The sequence below is a fragment of the Nocardia sp. NPDC056564 genome (assembly GCF_042793755.1).
GTDB lineage: Bacteria > Actinomycetota > Actinomycetes > Mycobacteriales > Mycobacteriaceae > Nocardia.
This window is the reverse complement of the sequence record NZ_JBHTUR010000027.1, coordinates 1-19,911: the sequence shown is the minus strand read 5'-3', so window position 1 is coordinate 19,911 and position 19,911 is coordinate 1. Positions and strand designations below refer to the sequence as shown.

Genomic DNA, 19,911 nt, shown 5'->3' with positions numbered 1-19,911 from the left:
GTTCGCTTCAGCGAGAAGATTGTTCGTGGATTCGACGGACGTCAGCCGATGCTGAACGGCATCCCGTACAGGGTGGTCTTCGAGTAGTGGTCGCCGATGATCTCGACGACGGTGTAGGCGCGCGCCTGGGCGTAGCCCGCGCAACCCTGGATCTCGATTTCGGCATCCTGGTACTCGACCGAGTACGTACCGGGCTTGGTGATGTCCTTGTAGTCGATCTGCACGAACTTGACCTGGCCGGGGCCGAGGTTGAGGCCGATCGATCCACCCGCGGTGGCGCCACTGAGGTTGATGCCGCCGGAGACGCCCGCCGAGATCGCGTCATCGGCGATGCTGACCTGGCAGCCGACGATGTAGCCGGTGTTCAGCTGCGACGTTCCGTGCGTCGAGGAGTTGTTGGTGCCCGGACCGCCGGCGGGGCCGTTGGTCGGGCCGGCCTTACCTTCCGGGGTGACGGAGACATCGGCGATCGCGTTGCCCGAAACCCAGACAACCCGGCCTGCGCCGTTCGCGGACAGCGACGGCGAAATCAGCGCGCGCTCTCCGGTCCGACTGACGGTCACGCCAGGGCCGACCTTCTGACCGTCCGGCAACGGCACGAAGGTGTCCGCGTTGGCGGCACCGGTCGAAAGCAGTCCCATGGCCACGGCAGCGGCAGCGCCGACGCCCGCGACGCGGACACCGCGGCGCAGACCGTTGGTGCGGTTCTCGCTCATACTTCCCCTCATCAGGTTCAAACAGTCAACCTCGACCTTCGAGGTGGACAATGGTCCTCTCAGGCCCAGCTCAGTGTGTCGTTACTTTGTTGCCGATGTGTAACCGGCTGTAAGTTCGGCGCAACGGGTAGCTGGCAACGGAACCGAGCCAGGTTCCGCCGGGTGACCACGTACGTGCCGACCCGGGCCTGCGGGGTCCAGTTGTGGGTTGGCTCGTGGCGAACATTAAACGCTAGGTAACGGCGCTGCAACGTAAGCTTTCGTAAAGATCAATGTGATGTAGATCACAATCGTTAACGCGCGCATTGCCCTTGACGTGCGGAAATAGGTGGCGGAGACAGTCAGACCGACCGGCCGGTGCCGACAAAGTCGCTAAAGCGTCAAGCGCTGAATACGGGCCAGGGCCGTACATATATCGATGGGATAACTCGGATCTGAAACAATCACAAGTAAATTACGGTTAGCCAAACTTATCAATACGTAGCTACTACGTAGATTCGGGCATTCAACCGTGATGCGGCGGCTTCTGCGCGCGCAGCCATTCATCGGCGGAGGACTCGTTTCCGGAGTCATATCCGCGTTCGTCGCTCGTGGTGTCTGGGAGGGCGTCGCCGAAAATCTCGGCGAGACGCGCCGCATCCCTCGCCCGGCGAGCGGCCGGACGAGGGATGCCGTCGGAGGAATCGGCGGCGGTGATCAGTCGACCAATCCGGAAAGCTCGCCGATCACCTTGCTGGCGAGCGGGCCGAGGGTGGCCATGCCGTCCCGCACCGCGGCGCGGGTGCCGGGCAGGTTGACCACCAGCGTGCTGCCGGAGATGCCGGCCACGCCGCGGGACAGGCCCGCGTCCAGCGAGCCTGCCACCCGGCCGGAGGAACGCAGCGCCTCACTGATCCCGGTCAGCTCGCGATCGAGCACCTGGGAGGTGGCCTCGGGGGTCACGTCGCGCGGCGACATGCCGGTGCCGCCGACCGAGATGACCAGGTCGACACCGCCGATCACCGCGGTGTTCAGCGCGTTGCGGATCTCGACCTCGTCGGCCTGCACCGACACCGACGCGTCGACCAGAAAGCCTGCCTCGGTGAGCAGCTCGGTGACCAGCGGGCCGAGCGAGTCAACACCTCCATGCGCCGTTCGATCATCGACGACCACCACCAGAGCACGCCCCGCCACCGGAGCATCGATTTCCATGGTGCTAACCGTAGCGTCTAGGCCGAGCACCTCTGCGGCGGTGTCGAGCAGCGGCGTGCGGCCGCCTTGCAGCACGCGCATCATCTGCCACCGTCCGCGGGTGCACCGGTGAGGGTCACCTCGACGGTCTTGGGATTGTTGCCTTGCGCATCGGTATAGGTGACTTTCACCTTGTCTCCTGGTTGGTGCGAGCGGACCGCGGCGACGAGCGCGTTCCCCGAATCGATCGGGCGGTCGTCGACCTTGGTGACGATCGCACCGCCCGGAATGCCTGCCTTCGCGGCCGGACCGTCCGGCACCGCGTCGCGCACCTTCGCGCCGAGGATCGCCTGCTGGGGATCCTGCTGGCGGAACACGCTGATCCCGATCTGCGCGTAGGTCGCGTGCCCGGTCTTGATCAGTTCGTCGGCGACCCGGCGGGCCTGATCGACCGGGATGGCGAAGCCGAGGCCGATCGAACCGCTCTGGCCGCCTGCCTGCTCGGCCGCGCCGAGCGTGGCGATGGCGGTATTGATGCCGATCAGCTTGCCGGTGGCATCCACCAGGGCGCCGCCGGAGTTACCCGGGTTGATCGCGGCGTCGGTCTGCACCGCGTCGATCACCGGGCTCACCGCGGCCGGATTCTGCTGATCGCTCTCACCGCTGGTCGACACCGGGCGGTTGAGCGCGGACACGATGCCGGTGGTGACCGTGCCGGCCAGGCCGAGCGGCGAGCCGATCGCGATGACCGGCTGGCCGACCTGAAGGTTCGCCGAGGAGCCCAGCTCGATCGGGGTCAGTCCGTTCTTGCCGGTCACCTTGATCACCGCGAGATCGGAGACCGGGTCGGCGCCGACCAGCGTCGCGGGCGCGGTGCTGCCGTCGGAGAACATGACGTCCATCTTGACGTTGGGGCCACCGCCGGACGCGACGTGATTATTGGTCAGGATCAGGCCGTCCGAAGACAGGATCACGCCGGAACCCTCGCCCTCGGCGCGGCTGCTGGCCACCTTGATCATCACCACGCTCGGCAGCACCTTCTGCGCGACCGCCTGGGTCGAGCCGGCCGGTGCGTTGGACACGTTGTTGACGTTGGGCTTGGGCTGGTCCAGCGCGTTGGTGATCACCGGGCGGTTGTTGTCCGAGTGCGTGGCCAGCGCGCCGACCGCGCCGCCGACGCCGCCGCTGACCAAGGCCAGCGCGACCGCGCCCGCGACAAGGGCGGTACGGACCGGCCGCTTGGCGGGCTGCTGCTGCACGCCGAGCGGAGCGCCTTGCGGGTGCTGATCGAAGGGCGGCTGCGCGGGCCCGAACGGCGCGCCGTACTCCGGGCCGGGGAACGGCTGGGTGTGCTGATGCGGCGGCGGATACTGCCCCTGTGGCTGTTGCGCCGCATACGGATGATTCGGCGCCTCGTACGGCCCGTAGCCGGGCTCCTGCGGTGCGTAACCCGCTCCATACGGCGCGCCGGCGGCCCCCGTCGGTGCGGCCGGGATCTGATCGGTCGGGTTGGGCTGATCCGGTGCGGCGTTCGCCGTCTCCGGCTCGTCCCGCCGGTCCTTCGAATCCTCGGTCATGGACTCCTCGTTTCTCCTCAGCGTCTGCCGCCAAGCTTGACGACGACTACTGAGAGCGGACTGAGACCGTGCTATCAATTGCCCGAGACCTGTCTACCCACCGCTCGCGGTCTCGCCGAGGGCGCGCACGCCCCGATCCTGCAGCTTCCAGCCAACAGGGTACGCACCCGGGCTGCCGTCCGCCTGCCGTCTTCGGCGTGACGGCATGGGACGCGTATCACCCGGACAGCTTTCGATCAGCAATCGTACCCAACTGGTCTGCTCGTAAGTTTCCGCCATGCGGCAAACCCGCAGCAGCAATCCGGGCTGCCATTTATCAGCCGACAACTGCCGCGCACTATTACCCGCAGCTCAGTCGTTCAATTAGAATTCGATGAGCTCATACCAGTCGAGCAGTAATAAAACTCGAGGAGGGGGATCATTATGCTGATCAAAATCGCTGCCGCGGCACTGATTGTTTCCGGGCTCTCGATGGGCGCTGCCCATGCGCAGTCGTACACGCCCGCCGTGACGGAAATCGGATCGGTGACCAACCTGGCGTGGCCGCCGCCGACTCCGTATCTCACCAAGGAGTTCTGCGAAGCGGAGAATCCGTGGACCTCGTACTGCACGCGAGGCGAGGACGGGTACTGGTACCCGACATACAACGTGTAGCACTGGATCTTCGCCGCGGCGTCGCGCGGATCGCCGTCCCCGGGTGGACCTCCTCGCGGGTCCGCCTGCGGGCCGACGCTACCACTGCGAGCGCCGCGCGACAGATCCGTGAAACGTGATCGCCTTGGCGTGTATCGATCGGATATGCCAGCAGTGAGAATCACATAGATCGTATCGCGGTCGACACTATCTGCGATTCTTGAAGTAAACAGCAAGAATGCGGAAGATATTCATCGCAAGCCATTGATTCGGGCCACCGCAAGAGCGGGCACCCGACCAGCTGGCAGGCGCAAACGTCAACCCGCCGAAAAGTGTTTCACCAAGCAAATTGGCATTGCAAAACTTACACTCAACGGAATGCACAGCACATACTAATCAGTGCCGCGCATTCCGCTGACGGATCGCCGACATGATCTATCGAAGCAGACCAGCTAACCAAGCGCACCCTGCGTCGCCCGAGCCGCTCAAGCCTCCACCGGCCGCCCGGCTTCACCCGGCAACACGATCCGGATCCGCGCCCCGCCCCGCCCCGACGCCTCGATGGTGATCGTGCCGCCATGCTTCGTGACGACCTGCTTGACGATCGCCAAGCCGAGCCCAGAACCGGGCATCGACCGCGACGCGGTGGTCCGATAGAACCGCTCGAACACCAGCTCCCGCTCCCCCGGCGGGATACCCGGCCCGGCGTCGTCGACGGTCAGTTCGAGCAGGCCCCGCCCGGTCTCGCGCATCTCGACATAGACCTGCGCGCCGGCCGGACTCCACTTCGCGGCATTGTCGAGCACATTGAGGATCGCTCGCTCCAGACCCGCCTCGTGTCCGTAGACGAACCACGGCCGGATCGCCGAAACGAACGCCACCGATCCGCGCCGCCGCCGGGCCCGCTCCAGCGCCCGCTCGGCCACCTCGCCGAGATCGACTCGCTCATAGACGGTTTCGGGCGCGTCCTCGCGCGCCAGGTCGACCAGATCGCCGACCAGGTTGGACAACTCCTCGATCTGCGCCATCACATCCGAACGCAGTTCCGCCATGTCCTCGTCCGGAATGCGCGGCGCGCCCGGCCGGCTCGACGCCATCAGCAGTTCGGTGTTCGTCCGCAACGACGTGAGCGGCGTGCGCAATTCGTGCCCGGCGTCGGCGACCAATCTGCGTTGCCGGTCCCGGGATTCGGCCAGCGCGCGCAGCATCGTGTTGAAACTCTCGGTGAGCCTGGCCAACTCGTCGTCGCCGGTCACCGGGATCGGCGTCAGGTCGTCGGTGCGCGCGATCCGTTCGGTCGCCGCGGTCAGCCTGCCGATCGGCCGCAATCCGGTGCGCCCCACCGCGGTACCCGCGGCTGCGGCCAGCACCACGCCGCAGCCACCGACCACGAACAACAGCCAGGCCAGGCGGTCCAGCACGTTCCGGGTCGGCTCCAGCCGCTGCGAGATCACCAACGTCGCACCCTGATTCGTGCGCAACGCGAGCACCCGCTGGTTGGCGACGGTGCGTAACGACGAGTTCAGCTCGCCGTGGAACACCGCCATCTCCTGACTACCGACCGGCGGCTCGGTCGCCTGCGGCGGCGAGTACGGGCCGATGTCCGGGAAGATCAGCGCGATGCCGGTGTCCGGATAGAACGCGGTGGCCAGCACCAGGTTCTGCAGATTGAACCCGTACGGATTGCTGGCGATCACCGCGCTGGCCCGGCTGCGCAGCTCGGTATCGACGTTGGCGTACAACGCCCGCGCGACCAGCGCGTAGGCCGCGATCGAGGTCACCGCGACGGCGATCGCCACCACGGACGCGGCCAGCAGCGTCACCCGCCAGCGCAACGACACCGAACGGGTGAGGGGAATCGGGGGCCGCATCTCGGCCGGGTCGGGCGGCCGCTGCGGCGGTCGTTGCCCGAGTCCGGCGACCACGGGCCGCTTGGGAACTGTGCGCGCCATGGTCTTCCCCTACGGGGGCGTCTCCCGCAGCACGTAACCGACGCCGCGGACGGTGTGGATGAGCCGGGATTCGCCCTCGGCCTCGGTTTTGCGGCGCAAATAGCCGATGTACACCTCGAGCGCGTTGCCGGAGGTCGGGAAGTCGTATCCCCAGACCTCCTCCAGGATGCGACTGCGGGTGAGCACCCGGCGCGGATTCGCCATCAGCATTTCCAGCAGCGAGAACTCGGTGCGGGTGAGACTGATCCCGCGTTCGCCCCGAGAAACCTCCCGGGTCACCGGATCCAGCGACAAATCGGCGAACGTCATTGCCTCGGAAACCTCGCCGGGATCGGCGGTCGTGCGGCGCAGTAGCGCACGCAAACGCGCGAGCAATTCTTCCAACGCGAACGGTTTCGGCAAATAGTCGTCGGCACCCGCATCGAGTCCGGCAACCCGCTCGGACACCGAATCCCGTGCCGTCAAAACCAAAATCGGAAGATCGTCACCGGTGCTGCGCAGGCGCCGGCAGACCTCGAGCCCGTCCATCCGCGGCATCATCACGTCGAGCACCAGCGCGTCCGGCCGCTGACTGGTCGCCTTGTCGAGCGCGTCGACTCCGTCGACCGCGAGGTCGACGGAGTACCCGTTGAAGGTCAGTGACCGGCGCAGAGACTCGCGGACGGCGCGATCGTCGTCGACTACCAGAATGCGCATGCGACCAGTTTGACCGTATCGACTGAGAGGCGACTGAGAGGGGCGGCCCGACACGCCGCGTCCGGCTCCACCCGCCCCGCCGGCGGCCAGCACTCAACCAGCTATCCGCGATCTTCCGCCGTATAGATCAGTCGTCCAGGAACTATGTAGACTCACAAACTCTTACAACGCGAAACCTGTTCCGCGTAGCCATATTCGGCCACGAGCAGACCTGGTGCCTCGGATTGCCGACGGCCAGTCAGCACGGTATGTTCCGTGCGGTAAAAAGAAGACCTTGAGTTGGTTCTCGGCGGGTTGATCCAGACAGCTCCTAGACAGCCACCATTCGGGGACCATGCGCGAAGTGGAGGCGACGGAAGCGGAATGGAAGCTGCACCGCGTTCCTGGCAATTCAGCCTGTCCAACATGTCGGTCACGCGCAAGGTCGGCATCGTGCTGTTGCTGCCGGTGCTGCTCGCCTCGGCCTTCGCTGGACTGCGGATCAAGGACGAGCTCGGGGTGATCTCGAAGCTCGACGCGGCTACCGAGCAGGCCCGTATCTTGCGCCCGATCCTCGAATTCAGCCAGGCCACCGAGCAACTCGCGATCGCCGCGGTCAACGCCAGGCCGGAGGACCCGATCGACACGGTCGCGGCCAAGTTCGACCAGGCGGCCATCGATCTGGAAACCGCGCTGCGGACCAAGAAGGTCGACGACAGCACCACCAAGGAACTGCCCGCCGCCATCGCGGTCGCCCGGACCATGCGCAATGGGCTGCGCACCTCCTCCCCCGCGACCATCGGCGGCCAGGTCGATGAGGTCGGCACCCGCATCATCACCGCGATCTCGGTCTCCTCCTCGATCGAAGAGATCGTCATCCAGCGCTACTTCCTGCAGCTCGGCCTGATGACCAACGCCTCGCGCCTGCTCACCCAGGAGCAGATCATGTCCGCGACGGCCGGCGGCGGCAACAACCCGGCCGCGCTGGCTGGCATGCTGACCACGCTCGGCGCGGAAATGATGCTCACCTACTCCTATCCGCAGATGAGCCCGTCCTCGGCGACCAACGCGCAGGTCCTGATCGATCAGGTGCAGACGCGCATCGGCGCACTGAGCCAGAGCCCGAACAGCTTGGGCAGCAACGGGGTCATCACCGATTCGCTGCACACCAGCTCCGAGGCCTACCGGCAGGCGACCTCGGTGCTGCTGGACACGATCGACGACAAACTCGCCGACCGGACCATCGAACTGCGCAGCGCGGTGCTGCGCGACGTCGCGATCGTGATCACCACGCTGCTCGCCGGCCTGGCCCTCGCGCTCGGCGTCGCCCGCTCGCTGGTGGTGCCGATTCGCCGCCTGCGCCACGACGCGCTTCAGGTCGCGCACGTCGATCTGCCGAAGGAGATCGAGGTGGTGCGCACCGGCGGCGCGACGCCGAAGATCACCCCGGTCGACATCCGCACCACCGAGGAGATCGGCCAGCTGGCCCGCGCGGTGGACGACATCCACCAGGCCTCGCTGCACCTGGCCGCCGAGCAGGCCCGATTGCGGGTGCAGATCGGCAGCATGTTCGAGACGCTCTCGCGGCGCAGCCAATCGCTGGTCGAGCAGCAGCTGGCGCTGATCGAGGACCTCGAGCACGACGAGGACAACACCGAACGCCTGCAAAGCCTGTTCCGCCTCGACCACCTGGCCACCCGCATGCGCCGCAACGGCGACAACCTGCTGGTGCTGGCCGGCACCGCGCTGCGCCGCGGCCAGCTGCACCCGGTGCAGCTCTCCGACATGCTCTGGAGCGCGGTCTCGCAGGTCGAGGACTATCAGCGGGTCGAGATCGGGGCGGTCCCGGACGGGATCGTGGCCGGCGAGCCCGCCATCGACATCGAGCACCTGCTCGCCGAGCTGATCGACAACGCACTGCGCTACTCGCCGCCGACCACGCCGGTCACGTTGTCGGTGGCGCGCGCCGTCGACGGCGGCTACCTGATCGAGATCATCGACCGCGGCCTCGGCATGTCGACCGAGGACCTGCGCGCGATCAACGACCGGCTGAGTTCCGGCGGCGAGGTCACCGTCGAAACCGCGCGCCGGATGGGTCTTTTCGTGGTCGGCCGGCTGGCGAAACGGCACACCATCACCGCCAACCTGCGCCGCACCTCCACCACCGCGCAGCAGCCCGGCGTCACCGCGAGCGTGCACCTGCCCGGCGCGCTGGTCGCGCCGCCGCTGGACGACACCGACCCGACCGGCAAGCCGCTGGAGCTGACCGGCGACTACGAACTGCCCGCGCAACCGCGCAACCTGGTGCCGGTACCGAGCCTGCCGCAGCACAATTCGCCGCGGTTCGAGGTGTCCAGCACCGGCCTGCCGCAGCGCAGACCCGCGATCCGGGTGGCCGAGCCGCCCGGGCAGCCCGCCGTCTCGGTGCCCGGCCGGACCAATACCCCGGACACCGATTCCGAGTCGCAGCCGCCGACCGAGCCGTGGTCGATCAACACCCCGACCGACGACCGCTCGCCCTTCGGCCCGCCGACGACCGGCGTGGCCAACAGCGGCCCGAGCCGTCCGGCCGACGAGGAGCGGCCGACCGGCTTCTGGGCCAAGCCCGAGGCGAAAGACCCGGAGCCCGAACTGACCGTCCCCCAGCAGCGGGTGCCGCGCGAGGCCGAACCGCCGAACGTGTCGCGCGAACCGTCGCGCACCACGTCGCGCTCCGGCCTGCCCATCCGGCGCCCGGCCGCGGTGCCGGAACCCGAGCCCGCTCCGCCGCGGGCCGCCGAGCCCGCCCTGGCGACCTCTTCTCGCTTGCAGCCGGTGGCAGGCGCCTCGCCGACCCCGATCTATCAACGCATGGTGTCGGAATGGCTGGTCGAGCCCGCGACCTCGCAGACCGCGGAGACCACCTGGACCTCGCCCGCCGACGTGGGCTGGTCGGCCGCCGAGGAGGCGACCCATCCGACGCCGACCGGCCGCACCAGCGGTGGACTTCCGATCCGAACGCCGGGCGCGCAACTGGTCCCCGGCGGCTTGGCGCAGGCAGACGAATCGGGAGCCCGTGATCCCGAGGAGATTCGGAACAACCTGACCAGGCATCTCAGTGGGGTCCGCAGTGGGCGGGCCAATGCGCAGTACGACGACGGAGGGCTTGCATGACAGACGCGAACAGCACCACTGATGAGAACCTGAACTGGCTGGTCGCCAGATTCACCCGGGACGTGCCCGGCGTGTCCCACGCGGTGCTGGTCTCGGCCGACGGCCTGCTGCAGGCGACCAGCCCGCACCTGCCGTCCGATCGGGCCGAGCAGCTCGCGGCCGTCACCGCAGGCCTGGCCAGCCTGTCGATGGGTGCCGCGTCGCTGTTCGACGGCGGCAAGGTGATGCAGTCGATCGTCGAGATGCAGCGTGGCTATCTGCTGGTTATGAGCGTGGGCAACGGATCTCACCTGGCCGTGCTCGCCAACAAGTCGCACGACATCGGCCGGATCGGCTACGAGATGGCGCTGTTGGTCGACCGGGTCGGCACGGTGGTCACCGCCACCGCGCGTACCGCGGTTTGAGCGGGAGATGTCCAATCCCTACGGACCTGGACCACGACCGACCACGCGCGTGCGACCGTATGCCCTGACCTCGGGGCGTACCGAGCCGGCGGTCGACCTGCCGCTGGAAGCCGTTATCGAGACCCTGTCCTACACTGCGCATCTCGACTGGCCAACCGGTGATGTCCGCACGGATATCCTTAGGCTCGGCACACATCGGCTTTCTGTTGCCGAGATCGCCGCTCACCTGGATCGTCCGCTCGGCATGATCCGGGTGATGATCGGTGACCTCGTGGTCGACGGCATTGTGCGTCTGCATTCGACACTGACTGACGAGGCGAGTTTCGACGAGCGCCGTTCTTTGATGGAGAGGACTTTGCGTGGACTCCGTGCCCTATAAGAAAATCGGGCCCGACACCAACCCCGGCCAGGCCGACGGGGACAACCGGACCGCGTCCACGAAGATCGTGGTCGCGGGTGGTTTCGGGGTAGGTAAGACAACATTTGTCGGCGCGGTGTCCGAGATCGTTCCCCTGCGGACCGAGGCCATGGTGACCCGGTTCTCCGACGGCATCGACGATCTCGCGGAGACGCCGGAGAAGGAAACCACCACGGTCGCCATGGATTTCGGCCGGATCATCCTGCCGGGCAACCTGGCGCTGTATCTGTTCGGCACCCCGGGGCAGCGGCGCTTCTGGTTCATGTGGGACGACCTGATCCGCGGCGCGATCGGCGCGGTGGTGCTCATCGACACCCGCAGGCTGGAGGACAGTTTCGCGGCGGTCGACTTCTTCGAAGCGCGGCAGCTGCCGTTCCTGGTGGCGGTCAACCGTTTCCCGAACGCGCCCCGCTTCCCGATCGCCGAATTGCGGGAGGCGCTCGCGGTGCGCGAGAGCGTGCCGATCGTCGACATCGACGCGCGCAACGCGAACGAGGTGCGCCAGTCGCTGGCCGCGGTGACCGAGTACGCCATCCAGCGCCTCGCCGCGCAGGAACGGGAGCAGGCTGTTCTTTGACTTACTTCAGCATGGGCTACTGGATCATCGGGTTGTCGATCGCGGTCTCGCTGGTCGGCGCGCTGGTCGGGTTCAGTTGCATCCGGCAGTCGACGAAATCGGTGACGCCGAAGTTCCGAGTGGTGTGGCAGGCGTCGGCGGCGGTCTCGATCGGCGGGATCGGGGTCTGGCTGCCGGTGTTCGTCTCGATGCTCGGGGTCACGGTGCCGGGCAGCCTGGTTCGCTATGACGTGTGGAGCGTCGCCGCGGCGGCGGTGGTCTCGATCGTCGCGGTGTGGGCGGCGCTGGTGCTGATGGGGCGGACGCTGCACATCGCGCGCCTGATCGGCGCCGGCGTGGTGATGGGCGGCGGGTTCGGCCTGATGCACTATCTGGCCTTGAACGCCATGCACATTCAGGGTTCGATCTCGATCCAGCCGTGGCTGTTCGTCGGCGCGGTGGCGATCGCGATCGTGCTCTCGCTGGCCACGCTCTGGTTCACTCAGCCGCGGCGGCCGCTGCCGCTGCTGGCCGCGGCGGCGCTGGTATTCGCCGCAGGCATCGCGGGCATGCACTACACCGATCTGGTGGGCGTGGAGGTCCATCTCGCCACGGCCAATTCGACGCCGCCGGGTGAGGACCTGTTCGGCTTCTTCGTGCCCGCGTTCGTGCTCGGCATGCTGTCGCTGGCCATCCCGATCAGCGCGATCCTGATCGCGCCGGACCGGCGCACCTCGGCGCCGGTGCGGGTGCCCGCGCCGAATTCCGCGTTCTGAGCCGCGGCGCCGGTTCGGCCATGCCGCGGTAATCCCTCGATTTACAGTGAGAGACATGCGTTTCGGTCTGGACTACGCCGCGGCACGTCCGGGCGGCGCGGCCATCCGCGCGGCGGGTTTCGACTTCGTCGTCCGGTATCTGTCCGACGGTGGCGTCACCTTGCCCGGCAAGTTGCTGACCCCGGCCGAGGCCGATGATCTACGCGCCCACGGGGTGTCGATCGCGGCGAACTGGGAGACCACCGCGACGCGCATGCTGGACGGCTACGGCGCCGGCGTGGTGGACGCGCGCGCGGGCCTGGCGCAGGTGCTGCGCTGTGGCGGCAGGCCGGATCGGCCGATCTATTTTTCCGCCGATTTCGATGTGACGCCGCAGGATCAGCAGCGGATCAACGCCTATCTCGACGGCGCGGCGACGGTGCTCGGCCGCGCGAATGTCGGTATCTACGGCGGATATTGGCCGGTGAGCCGGGCGCTGGACGCGGGAAGCGCGCGCTGGGCGTGGCAGACCGATGCCTGGTCCGGCGGCAAGGTGGAGGCGCGGCGCAATCTTCATCAGACCTTGCGTCAGCAGGTCGTCGGTGGTGTGGTCTGCGATGTGAACGTGGCCGAAACGACCGATTTCGGTCAGTGGGATTTCTTTGCACAGGAGGACGCCGACGTGACGCCGGAGCAAGAGGCAGTGCTGCGCGATATCCAGATCCAGCTGCGCGGGCCCGGCCTGGCCGGTTGGCCGCAGCTGGGTGACCCGGGCGGGCAGGCGCGCACGCTGGTGGACGGTGTGGCGGCGGCACTGGCCCGGATCGGCGAGTTGGAGGGTGAGGTCGGTGAGTTGCGCACCGAGATCAGCGAATTGGAGGCGACGACGGCCGACCTGGCGGCGCAGGTGCAGCGGCTGAACAGCAGGCATTGGCCGTGGCCGTTGTCCTTGATCGAGGGACCGGCGGCATTGGTGGGTGAGCAGTTGGCACGGCTGGAGGCGCTGCTGCCCGACTTGCCCGGTTTGCCGGGTCAGGGTGCGGGTACGCAGCACACATCCAGTAGTTCGGCTCTGGATTCACGCTCTGCGAGATGAGATCGGCGGGTGCGACGAGTGGTTTCGCACGGGCGGCGGACAGTGCCGCAGCCTGAATTTTGGCGATGAGCGGGTTCTCCCGGGAACCGGAAGAACCCGCCCTCTCGCACGAGGATACTGACGCCAGGACACGTTCGCATCACTTCGCGGAGACTTTTCCGACCGCCAAAAACCAACCAACAGTAGGTATTTCACCCGGTAGTTATCGGAGCGCTATCGCATCGTGCACGAGGTCGCAACGTCGCCCTGACCAGCAGGGTTGCCAATCGATTGCCACGCGTTTCGGCGGCGCGGCAAAGTTGGTCATCAACCCGCCAGGACGGGCCGATTCGGTCGACCGGCGCGTTCGCCACCCGCGATAGCACCGTGCGAGTTATCGTCGGCTGGCACATGGCGCTCACCGGCGCCGCACATCCAGGTTCGTTCGAAGGAGTTCGCATGGCCGTCAACGTGGTGCTCGACAAGGCTCTCGACAAGGCGTACGAGAACAAGTCGCTGAACGAAATCCTCTCCGCCCCGCCCTCGGCCCTCGCCGGTCTCACCGAAGCGCACGACAAGCAGCTGCTGGAAGCGCTCAAGATCAAGACGATCGCCGATCTGGCCAACAACAAGTACTTCCGGCTCGCCGCGACGCTCGCGGACCTCGCCGCCAAGGAAGGCTGAGCCGACATCCTCGACAGCGGGCCCGCGGAGATCCGCCGCGGGCCCGCTGTCGTTTCGCGCCGGTCAGCGCCGATCGAGATCGATCAGTCCGCGCCGCACCGCCGCGACCAGCCGGCGCGGCACCTTGTGCACCACGCCCGCTACGGTCACCGGCACCAGATCCGGCGGCGTCGCCTTCCATTGCGCGCGCCGGCTGCGGGTATTCGACCGCGACATCTTCCGCTTCGGGACGGCCATCTCAGCCCTCCCCGCGGCGCGTGCGCCTGCCGTACTTGCGTTCGAACTTCTCCACCCGGCCCTGGCTGTCCAGCACGCGGTGCGCGCCGGTCCAGAACGGATGCGAGTCGGACGTCACATCGACGACCACCAGCGGGTAGGTGTTGCCGTCCGACCACAGCACGGTGCGCGCGCTGGTCACGGTCGACCGGGTGAGGAACTGCTTGCCGGTGCCGGCGTCCTCGAACACCACCGGGTGGTAGTCCGGATGAATCCCTGTCTTCATTTCGCTTCTCCTCTCGGGCTTTTCACGTCTTCGACGGGTAGCGAGGCGTCGGCGGATTCGCACGGATCGGCATGCCAGACGCCGAACGGGTCCTCCCACTGGGCGACTCGCTCGGGTGCGCGTTCGACCAGGCGCAGTTCGTCGTCCTCGACCAGCGCCCAGTGCAGCGCCTCGCGGATCTCATTGGGGTCGGCGTCGTGCACCAGGATCACCAGCGAGATGTCGCGGTCGCCGAACTGGTCGTCCCAGCGCAGCGCGGCCATCGCCCGCCGATCCGGATCCGCCTGCGCCAGTTCGGTTTCCGACATCGCCGCCAGCCAGCGGCCGGCGCTGCCGACGCGCAGGCCGCCGCCAGCGGACTCCAGCCAGGCCACCTCGCCGGGCTGAGTGGCGAGCCACATCCGGCCGCGCGCGGTCACCACGCCGTCGAAGAGCACGTCGAGCGCCTCGTGCAGCCGGCCGGGATGAAACGGCCTGCTCGCGGCGAATTCCAGCAGGGTGACGCCGTAATCGCTGCTGAGCGGCGGCTGTCCGCGCAGCAGCGGCGCGTGTGCGTCGAATACCCTGCCGCGGCGGGAGTTTGCCGGAACGCGGGCCAGCAGGGCCTCGATGCGGGCCGCGGTCAGCAGGTGCGGATGGTCCACCCAGTCCACCGGCGCGTCGGGGACGAGCCGGGTCAGCACCGCATTCAGCTTGCCGCGATCGACGTCACCACCGGGCACCACCGCACCCAAAGCGATGACGGCATCGGCGAATTCGACCTGACCGACGGCCACCTGCGCGACCGTGCGCTCGTCGTCGGCCTTGGCGAGACCGCGCTCGGCGAGGGTCTCCTCGCCGGTGGCGTCGGCGAGCCACGCACCGGCATCGAGGAAGGTCAGCACGGCCTCGATCCGCACATCGCGCCCGGCCGGCCCGTCGACGCGGCCCAGAATCCCTTCCACCACAACATGTTCGATGGCGTGGCAGACCGCCTCCGCCTCGAACGCCGGATCCAGCGCGAGCACGATGCGCTCGACCGAATCCCGCGCGGCGAGCGTGCGCAGCAGGGGCAGCAGGTCGATGCGCAGCGTGCAGGAGACGCAGCCGTGCGCGAGTTCGAGCACGTCCGAGGTCTCGTAGGTCGCGCTGCGCACCGTGCGGTGCACGATGCCCTCGTGCAGCTGACCGAGGTCGTGCTGGACGACGACGGTGCCGGGCGCGTCATTGCCCAGCGCGGCCGCCGCGTGGCCGGCGCCCGCCGCGGCCGGTCCGGCGAATCCGGCGAGCACCACGACCGGTGTTCGCCGGTCGGTCTCAGGTGCGAGCACTGACAGCACCCCCTTTCGATAACGATTTTCATTTGCGTCGAGCCAACGGTACATTGTCGATCAGCCGTTGTCGAAAATGATTGTCATCTACCGGAGGGAGCCCGCATGTCGGCCCACTGCCAGGTCACCGGGCGCAAACCCGGGTTCGGCAAGTCCGTCTCGCACTCACACAAGCGCACGAATCGGCGCTGGGACCCCAATATCCAGCGCAAGACCTACTTCCTGCCCAGCGAGGGCCGGCGGATCACGCTGACCGTCTCGGCCAAGGGCATCAAGACCATCGACCGGGACGGGATCGAGGCCGTGGTGGCCCGGATCAGAGCCCGCGGCGACAAGATCTGACCAGGAGAAAGCCATGGCATCGAAATCGACCGAGCTCCGGCCGATCGTCAAACTCAAGTCCACCGCAGGCACCGGGTACACGTATGTGACCAGGAAGAATCGCCGCAACGATCCGGACAGGATGGTGCTGCGCAAATTCGACCCGGTGGTGCGCAAGCACGTCGATTTCCGCGAGGAGCGCTGAGGTGGCGAAGAAGTCGAAGATCGCCCGCAACGCACAGCGCGCGGCCGTCGTCGCGCGCTACGCCGAGCGGCGGGCCGAGCTGAAAGAACTCATCCGCAAGCCGGGCACACCGGACGCCGTGCGCGCCGACGCCCACGCTGAGCTGCGACGACAGCCACGGGACGCCAGTCCGGTACGATTGCGCAATCGGGACGCCGCTGACGGACGACCGCGCGGTCACCTCCGGAAGTTCGGATTGTCCCGTGTGCGTGTGCGCGAGATGGCGCACCGGGGCGAGCTGCCCGGTGTGCGCAAATCGAGCTGGTAGACAACCACCGTTCTCGTACGAAGGATCCATATATGGCAGTCAAGCGAGCACCGTCGAAGAAGGTTCGCGCCGAACAGGCCCGCCGTCCGAAGAAGAACCCGCTCATTGCCGCAGGCATCGAGAAGGTCGACTACAAGGACGTCAACCTGCTGCGCACGTTCATCTCCGACCGCGGCAAGATTCGCAGCCGCCGGGTCACCGGGCTCACGCCGCAGCAGCAGCGCCAGGTCGCCGTCGCGGTGAAGAACGCGCGCGAGATGGCGCTGCTCCCCTTCACCAGCCGGTAGGCGCACTCCCCCGAACGCGAACGTGGGACCCGGCAGGTTGCCGGGTCCCACGTTTTGTCTTGCGCCGCAATAAATTACGGGATGGTCAGCACCTGGCCGGGGTTGATCAGGTCCGGGTTGTCGATGCCGCTCGCGTTGGCGATCTCCTGGTAGCGGTTGCCGTCACCGTAGAAGCGCTCGGCGATCGCCCACAGGGTGTCGCCCGGCTCGACGGTGTAGGTGCGCACCTCGGGGGCGGGCGGCGGAACCTCTTCGGCGGCGGGCGCCTCGGCGACCGGCTCCGGCTCGGGAGCCGAGAGCGGGTTGTCCGACTTGGTGTTCGAGGCCCACAGCGCGCTGCCGTCCTTGCCGTACAGCACCACGTTGCGATCGGCCTGCACGACCAGCCGGTCCGCGTCCTTGCCATTGGTCTCGGTGGACCAGGCGGCGGCGTCGCCCTTGTACACCACGAAGTTACCGTCGTCCTGCAGCACCGCGCGGTTGACACCCTGACCGTGAGTCAGGGTGGACCACACCACATTTCCGTCCGGCTCGGACAAAACCAGGTTGCCGTCGTCCTGCAAAGTAAGGGTGTAAGCACCACCCTGCAGGGACTGACCCAGTCCGAGTTCTTCACCAACGCGCAGTGTGTCGCCCACGGTTCTTCCTTTCGAAGGTTCTGAAGAGCATCCGACAATCGACGCGCGCCGAAGACACAGGCGCGCGTCTAGGCCCCGAAGATACTGGTCTGGAGCGGGTTACGGAGGGATTACGCGCATGGTTCGCCGAAAGTTCACTGTGGGGTGCGTCCTATTGCCGTGCCTGGTTCGATGTGAGATGGTCGCCGGCATTGCCCACTAGGGTGGTCGGCATGAGTCGGATGTCGGGCGGACGTACCGCCGCAGCTGTTGCCATTGCGCTCGGGTGCCTCGCCGCTACAGCATGTAGCGGAGCGGATGATGCTGCGCCGCAACCGAAGACCAGCACGACCAGCAGTGCGGCGCCGAGCACGCCGACCGAGGACTCCGGCGGCAATCGCGGCCGGGAGTTCACCGCCGACCCGACCATCGTGAGCCCGCGGCCGATGGCGTTCAGCTCGTGGACGCGGCTGGCAGACGACCGGATAGCGGTCAACTTCCAGACCGGCACGCCCGAATGCTACGGCGTGGACGCGACTGTGCGCGAGACGGATTCGGCCGTCACCGTCGAGCTGCGATCCGGCACCCTGGCCGGCGCGGTGGGCCGGATGTGCACCATGAACGCGGTGTTCGGTTCGCTCGAACTGCCGCTGAAGTCAGCTTTGGGCAACCGGGTGGTGCTCAGCGCGGTGTAGGCCGCGAGCACGCTACGCCGGAGGTTCGCCGACGGCGTCGGCCAATGCCGCGAATTCGGGGTAGCTACCGGCTTGCGACGGACCCCAGGTCTGCTGCGCGGTGACCCGCAGCGGCATGGTGATGGCGGCGGCGATCCGGTCCGGGGTCTGCACGGTCGGGTCGTCGCACCAGACGAACAGGCCAGAGCCCAGGTTGTGCGTGTTCTGCTCCGGTGTCAGGCGGGTGCCGTCGACGAACAGGGTCGGATCCCAGATCTGGTAGGCGACGGGCGGCGGCACGTTGCCTGCCGCGGTAGGGCCGCCCGCCACGTAGTAGGCCGGGGTGAACGACGCGTTGCGGAGCTCGTGCCCCGCGGCGATGAGATCGGCTGGGCTGCGGGCGTTTCCGAAGAACGGCAGGGGCAGCTGCGGGATGCCCGCCCGGCTCCAGTAATCGATGACGATGTCGGGGCCGATGGCGAGCGTGCCCGCGCCGGTGTGCAGTCCGTCGTTCCAGACGCGCGGGCGTTTGCCGTGCGCGCGGACGATGTCGGCGCCCCAGTCGATCAGGCCGAGAAAGGCGTCGACGGGCTGGGCTTGCGGCCCGTAGGTGGCGCGGGCGTACTCGCCGATCTGCGGGTACTCGTCGAAGCTCGCGACGCGAGCGCCGTCGAGCAGGAACTCGTCGGCACCGAGATGCCAGTAGGGGCCGGGGAACAGCGGCAGGAACTCGTCGAGGATGTCGCGCATCAGGTCGTAGGCGCGCGGGTTCGCGATGTCGATGGCCGCGTCGGAGACCCGTCCGCTCGCACTGCGCAGCTTCAGGTCCGGGTGCGCGGCCAAGATGCCGTTCATGTGGCCGGGGAAGTCGACCTCGGGCATGATCTCGACCTGGTACCCGGCCGCGTACTCGACCAGGTCGCGGATGTCTTGCTTCGAATAATGCTGGGCGGCGGTTATTTCCGGGTGTCGTTCGCTTTCGAGGCGAAAGCCGAAGGTGTCCGAGAGGTGCAGGTGCAGCAGGTTCAGTTTGAGGTAGCCCATGCGGCGAATCTGCGCGCGCAGCAGATCGACCGGCATGAACTCGCGGCCGACGTCGAGCATGAGGCCGCGTTCGCGGTACTGCGGCCAATCCGTCGCGGTGCCACCGGGTATCGCCGTCCGCTGCCGGAGGAGTTGCAGTGCCGAGCGAGTGGCATAGAACGCGCCCGCGATGTCCGCACCGCGCAGGTCCAGCGTCTCGCCGACCGAAATCCGATATGCCTCAGGCGTTTCCGGCGCTCCCGGCACGCCGCCGGTGCTGAGCACGATATCCCCGGCGCCACCGGACGAACCTGCCTGCGCGACAACATCGTTCCCGGTCACCGCACGCAGCGCCGAAGCGAAATCCGCTGCGGTGTCGCCCAATCCATCCCCATACAACACCCGCGCATGCGCCCCGAGCGAGAACTCACCCGCACCGGGACTCCAGCTCTTCAGCGAAGGAACAGTCCGCGGCACCCCCGACTCCGCCTGCGCCGCCTGCTGCCCACCGAACGACACCGCCACGGCACCAACCATCACCACCACACCGGCGGCCATCGCCCGAATCGACATGCGGCCACTGTACGAAACCAACGCACCCACCACACGCCGCCGCACTACGTCTGATTTCCCGCACCGAGAATTGCATGCGAATCTCGGTGCGGGAAATCAGGAGTGGTGCGGGAACGCCGAACGCCGCGGGGGGGTTAGTGGGCGAAGTGGCGGGAGCCGGTTAGGTAGAGGGTTACGTTGGCTTCTCGGGCCAGGTCGATGGTTTCCTGGTCGCGGACGGAGCCGCCGGGTTGGACGATCGCGCGGACGCCGGCCTGGATGAGCTGCTGTGGGCCGTCGGGGAAGGGGAAGAACGCGTCCGAGGCGGCGACCGAGCCTTTGGCT

23 protein-coding genes and 1 pseudogene are annotated in these 19,911 nt (G+C 67.5%); 13 read left to right on the top strand and 11 right to left on the bottom strand.

The genetic code is table 11. The features are described 5' to 3' along the window. Nucleotides 1-41: 41 nt before the first annotated feature. The 3 genes from ACFQ9K_RS40540 to ACFQ9K_RS40530 all read right to left on the bottom strand — a co-directional run bounded on the left by ACFQ9K_RS40540 (nt 42) and on the right by ACFQ9K_RS40530 (nt 3,463). Nucleotides 42-716 carry an MspA family porin gene (locus tag ACFQ9K_RS40540; protein ID WP_378715877.1) on the bottom strand — a complete coding sequence of 225 codons (675 nt, stop codon included), beginning with the start codon at nt 714-716 and terminating at the stop codon, nt 42-44. A gap of 696 nt (nt 717-1,412) precedes the next feature. Next, on the bottom strand, nt 1,413-1,907 hold the full coding sequence (locus ACFQ9K_RS40535; protein WP_223885114.1) for a molybdenum cofactor biosynthesis protein B: 495 nt from the start codon (nt 1,905-1,907) through the stop codon (nt 1,413-1,415). 80 nt (nt 1,908-1,987) lie between these two features. Beyond that, a complete protein-coding gene (locus ACFQ9K_RS40530; protein WP_378715875.1) occupies nt 1,988-3,463 on the bottom strand; it encodes a S1C family serine protease in 1,476 nt (491 codons plus the stop codon). 423 nt (nt 3,464-3,886) lie between these two features. On the opposite strand from ACFQ9K_RS40530, the gene ACFQ9K_RS40525 reads away from it, so the two are divergent. Beyond that, nucleotides 3,887-4,117, top strand: a complete 231-nt coding sequence (locus ACFQ9K_RS40525) for a hypothetical protein (RefSeq protein ID WP_378715873.1) — start codon at nt 3,887-3,889, stop codon at nt 4,115-4,117. A 464-nt stretch (nt 4,118-4,581) separates the two neighbouring features. Here ACFQ9K_RS40525 and ACFQ9K_RS40520 read toward each other — a convergent pair whose 3' ends face one another. Next, nucleotides 4,582-6,048, bottom strand: a complete 1,467-nt coding sequence (locus ACFQ9K_RS40520; RefSeq protein ID WP_378715870.1) for an ATP-binding protein — start codon at nt 6,046-6,048, stop codon at nt 4,582-4,584. Nucleotides 6,049-6,057: 9 nt separating this feature from the next. Further along, nucleotides 6,058-6,744: a response regulator transcription factor gene (locus ACFQ9K_RS40515; RefSeq protein ID WP_150402038.1), complete on the bottom strand. Its 687-nt coding sequence runs from the start codon at nt 6,742-6,744 to the stop codon at nt 6,058-6,060. A 363-nt stretch (nt 6,745-7,107) separates the two neighbouring features. Here ACFQ9K_RS40515 and ACFQ9K_RS40510 point away from each other — a divergent pair, with 363 nt between their 5' ends. The 7 genes from ACFQ9K_RS40510 (at nt 7,108) to ACFQ9K_RS40480 (ending at nt 13,768) form a co-directional block, all read left to right on the top strand. Further along, a complete protein-coding gene (locus ACFQ9K_RS40510) occupies nt 7,108-9,876 on the top strand; it encodes an ATP-binding protein (protein WP_378715867.1) in 2,769 nt (922 codons plus the stop codon). Next, nucleotides 9,873-10,280 carry a roadblock/LC7 domain-containing protein gene (locus ACFQ9K_RS40505; RefSeq protein ID WP_150402036.1) on the top strand — a complete coding sequence of 136 codons (408 nt, stop codon included), beginning with the start codon at nt 9,873-9,875 and terminating at the stop codon, nt 10,278-10,280. The genes ACFQ9K_RS40510 and ACFQ9K_RS40505 overlap by 4 nt, the downstream gene beginning before the upstream one ends. Nucleotides 10,281-10,287: 7 nt before the next feature. Continuing rightward, nucleotides 10,288-10,659 carry a DUF742 domain-containing protein gene (locus tag ACFQ9K_RS40500; RefSeq protein ID WP_107659355.1) on the top strand — a complete coding sequence of 124 codons (372 nt, stop codon included), beginning with the start codon at nt 10,288-10,290 and terminating at the stop codon, nt 10,657-10,659. Continuing rightward, nucleotides 10,649-11,275 (top strand): ATP/GTP-binding protein, encoded by a 627-nt coding sequence (locus tag ACFQ9K_RS40495; RefSeq protein ID WP_373283749.1) that lies wholly within the window; start codon nt 10,649-10,651, stop codon nt 11,273-11,275. Before ACFQ9K_RS40500 ends, ACFQ9K_RS40495 begins: the two co-directional genes overlap by 11 nt. Beyond that, nucleotides 11,272-12,030 (top strand): MHYT domain-containing protein, encoded by a 759-nt coding sequence (locus ACFQ9K_RS40490; RefSeq protein ID WP_378715863.1) that lies wholly within the window; start codon nt 11,272-11,274, stop codon nt 12,028-12,030. Before ACFQ9K_RS40495 ends, ACFQ9K_RS40490 begins: the two co-directional genes overlap by 4 nt. A gap of 55 nt (nt 12,031-12,085) precedes the next feature. After that, a complete protein-coding gene (locus tag ACFQ9K_RS40485) occupies nt 12,086-13,105 on the top strand; it encodes a glycoside hydrolase domain-containing protein (protein WP_378715861.1) in 1,020 nt (339 codons plus the stop codon). 438 nt (nt 13,106-13,543) lie between these two features. Further along, nucleotides 13,544-13,768, top strand: a complete 225-nt coding sequence (locus ACFQ9K_RS40480) for a hypothetical protein (RefSeq protein ID WP_135233452.1) — start codon at nt 13,544-13,546, stop codon at nt 13,766-13,768. Nucleotides 13,769-13,831: 63 nt separating this feature from the next. On the opposite strand, the gene rpmF is transcribed toward ACFQ9K_RS40480, so the two are convergent. From rpmF to mrf, 3 genes are read right to left on the bottom strand one after another with little or no spacing between them, the layout of a single operon-like run. Continuing rightward, complete coding sequence (gene rpmF / locus ACFQ9K_RS40475; protein WP_378727179.1) at nt 13,832-14,005, bottom strand: 50S ribosomal protein L32; 174 nt, start codon at nt 14,003-14,005, stop codon at nt 13,832-13,834. A gap of 1 nt (nt 14,006) precedes the next feature. After that, nucleotides 14,007-14,270, bottom strand: coding sequence for a type B 50S ribosomal protein L31 (locus ACFQ9K_RS40470; RefSeq protein ID WP_378727177.1), 264 nt, complete (start codon nt 14,268-14,270; stop codon nt 14,007-14,009). Continuing rightward, nucleotides 14,267-15,589, bottom strand: coding sequence for a ribosome hibernation factor-recruiting GTPase MRF (gene mrf, locus ACFQ9K_RS40465; RefSeq protein WP_378727175.1), 1,323 nt, complete (start codon nt 15,587-15,589; stop codon nt 14,267-14,269). The genes ACFQ9K_RS40470 and mrf overlap by 4 nt, the downstream gene beginning before the upstream one ends. A gap of 96 nt (nt 15,590-15,685) precedes the next feature. Here mrf and rpmB point away from each other — a divergent pair, with 96 nt between their 5' ends. The 4 genes from rpmB to rpsR are packed head-to-tail and all read left to right on the top strand — an operon-like array spanning nt 15,686 to nt 16,700. Beyond that, nucleotides 15,686-15,922 carry a 50S ribosomal protein L28 gene (rpmB, locus tag ACFQ9K_RS40460; protein WP_150402029.1) on the top strand — a complete coding sequence of 79 codons (237 nt, stop codon included), beginning with the start codon at nt 15,686-15,688 and terminating at the stop codon, nt 15,920-15,922. 13 nt (nt 15,923-15,935) lie between these two features. After that, nucleotides 15,936-16,106, top strand: a complete 171-nt coding sequence (rpmG, locus tag ACFQ9K_RS40455) for a 50S ribosomal protein L33 (protein ID WP_150402028.1) — start codon at nt 15,936-15,938, stop codon at nt 16,104-16,106. A 1-nt stretch (nt 16,107) separates the two neighbouring features. Next, the gene (rpsN, locus tag ACFQ9K_RS40450) at nt 16,108-16,413 is read left to right on the top strand and encodes a 30S ribosomal protein S14 (RefSeq protein ID WP_378727172.1); all 306 of its coding nucleotides are present in this window, start codon (nt 16,108-16,110) and stop codon (nt 16,411-16,413) included. A gap of 32 nt (nt 16,414-16,445) precedes the next feature. Next, a complete protein-coding gene (rpsR, locus tag ACFQ9K_RS40445; protein ID WP_040738992.1) occupies nt 16,446-16,700 on the top strand; it encodes a 30S ribosomal protein S18 in 255 nt (84 codons plus the stop codon). A 74-nt stretch (nt 16,701-16,774) separates the two neighbouring features. Here the strand turns inward: rpsR and ACFQ9K_RS40440 are convergent, their stop codons facing one another. Next, complete coding sequence (locus ACFQ9K_RS40440; RefSeq protein WP_378727120.1) at nt 16,775-17,338, bottom strand: LysM peptidoglycan-binding domain-containing protein; 564 nt, start codon at nt 17,336-17,338, stop codon at nt 16,775-16,777. A gap of 212 nt (nt 17,339-17,550) precedes the next feature. Between ACFQ9K_RS40440 and ACFQ9K_RS40435 the strand changes: the two genes are divergently transcribed. Beyond that, nucleotides 17,551-18,012 carry a hypothetical protein gene (locus tag ACFQ9K_RS40435; RefSeq protein WP_378727118.1) on the top strand — a complete coding sequence of 154 codons (462 nt, stop codon included), beginning with the start codon at nt 17,551-17,553 and terminating at the stop codon, nt 18,010-18,012. A 12-nt stretch (nt 18,013-18,024) separates the two neighbouring features. Here ACFQ9K_RS40435 and ACFQ9K_RS40430 read toward each other — a convergent pair whose 3' ends face one another. Beyond that, nucleotides 18,025-19,587 (bottom strand): family 20 glycosylhydrolase, encoded by a 1,563-nt coding sequence (locus ACFQ9K_RS40430; RefSeq protein ID WP_378727116.1) that lies wholly within the window; start codon nt 19,585-19,587, stop codon nt 18,025-18,027. Nucleotides 19,588-19,721: 134 nt separating this feature from the next. Further along, a pseudogene (gene purH / locus ACFQ9K_RS40425) lies at nt 19,722-19,911 on the bottom strand (bifunctional phosphoribosylaminoimidazolecarboxamide formyltransferase/IMP cyclohydrolase); the annotation flags it as partial.

Excerpts from the sequence above, each read along its gene's own strand:
- ACFQ9K_RS40540 (WP_378715877.1), bottom strand. The coding sequence starts at position 716 with ATGAGCGAGAACCGCACCAACGGTCTGCGCCGCGGTGTCCGCGTCGCG.
- ACFQ9K_RS40535 (WP_223885114.1), bottom strand. The coding sequence starts at position 1,907 with ATGGAAATCGATGCTCCGGTGGCGGGGCGTGCTCTGGTGGTGGTCGTC.
- ACFQ9K_RS40530 (WP_378715875.1), bottom strand. The coding sequence starts at position 3,463 with ATGACCGAGGATTCGAAGGACCGGCGGGACGAGCCGGAGACGGCGAAC.
- ACFQ9K_RS40525 (WP_378715873.1), top strand. The coding sequence starts at position 3,887 with ATGCTGATCAAAATCGCTGCCGCGGCACTGATTGTTTCCGGGCTCTCG.
- ACFQ9K_RS40520 (WP_378715870.1), bottom strand. The coding sequence starts at position 6,048 with ATGGCGCGCACAGTTCCCAAGCGGCCCGTGGTCGCCGGACTCGGGCAA.
- ACFQ9K_RS40515 (WP_150402038.1), bottom strand. The coding sequence starts at position 6,744 with ATGCGCATTCTGGTAGTCGACGACGATCGCGCCGTCCGCGAGTCTCTG.
- ACFQ9K_RS40510 (WP_378715867.1), top strand. The coding sequence starts at position 7,108 with ATGGAAGCTGCACCGCGTTCCTGGCAATTCAGCCTGTCCAACATGTCG.
- ACFQ9K_RS40505 (WP_150402036.1), top strand. The coding sequence starts at position 9,873 with ATGACAGACGCGAACAGCACCACTGATGAGAACCTGAACTGGCTGGTC.
- ACFQ9K_RS40500 (WP_107659355.1), top strand. The coding sequence starts at position 10,288 with ATGTCCAATCCCTACGGACCTGGACCACGACCGACCACGCGCGTGCGA.
- ACFQ9K_RS40485 (WP_378715861.1), top strand. The coding sequence starts at position 12,086 with ATGCGTTTCGGTCTGGACTACGCCGCGGCACGTCCGGGCGGCGCGGCC.
- ACFQ9K_RS40480 (WP_135233452.1), top strand. The coding sequence starts at position 13,544 with ATGGCCGTCAACGTGGTGCTCGACAAGGCTCTCGACAAGGCGTACGAG.
- rpmF (WP_378727179.1), bottom strand. The coding sequence starts at position 14,005 with ATGGCCGTCCCGAAGCGGAAGATGTCGCGGTCGAATACCCGCAGCCGG.
- ACFQ9K_RS40470 (WP_378727177.1), bottom strand. The coding sequence starts at position 14,270 with ATGAAGACAGGGATTCATCCGGACTACCACCCGGTGGTGTTCGAGGAC.
- rpmB (WP_150402029.1), top strand. The coding sequence starts at position 15,686 with ATGTCGGCCCACTGCCAGGTCACCGGGCGCAAACCCGGGTTCGGCAAG.
- rpmG (WP_150402028.1), top strand. The coding sequence starts at position 15,936 with ATGGCATCGAAATCGACCGAGCTCCGGCCGATCGTCAAACTCAAGTCC.
- rpsR (WP_040738992.1), top strand. The coding sequence starts at position 16,446 with ATGGCAGTCAAGCGAGCACCGTCGAAGAAGGTTCGCGCCGAACAGGCC.
- ACFQ9K_RS40435 (WP_378727118.1), top strand. The coding sequence starts at position 17,551 with ATGAGTCGGATGTCGGGCGGACGTACCGCCGCAGCTGTTGCCATTGCG.
- ACFQ9K_RS40430 (WP_378727116.1), bottom strand. The coding sequence starts at position 19,587 with ATGTCGATTCGGGCGATGGCCGCCGGTGTGGTGGTGATGGTTGGTGCC.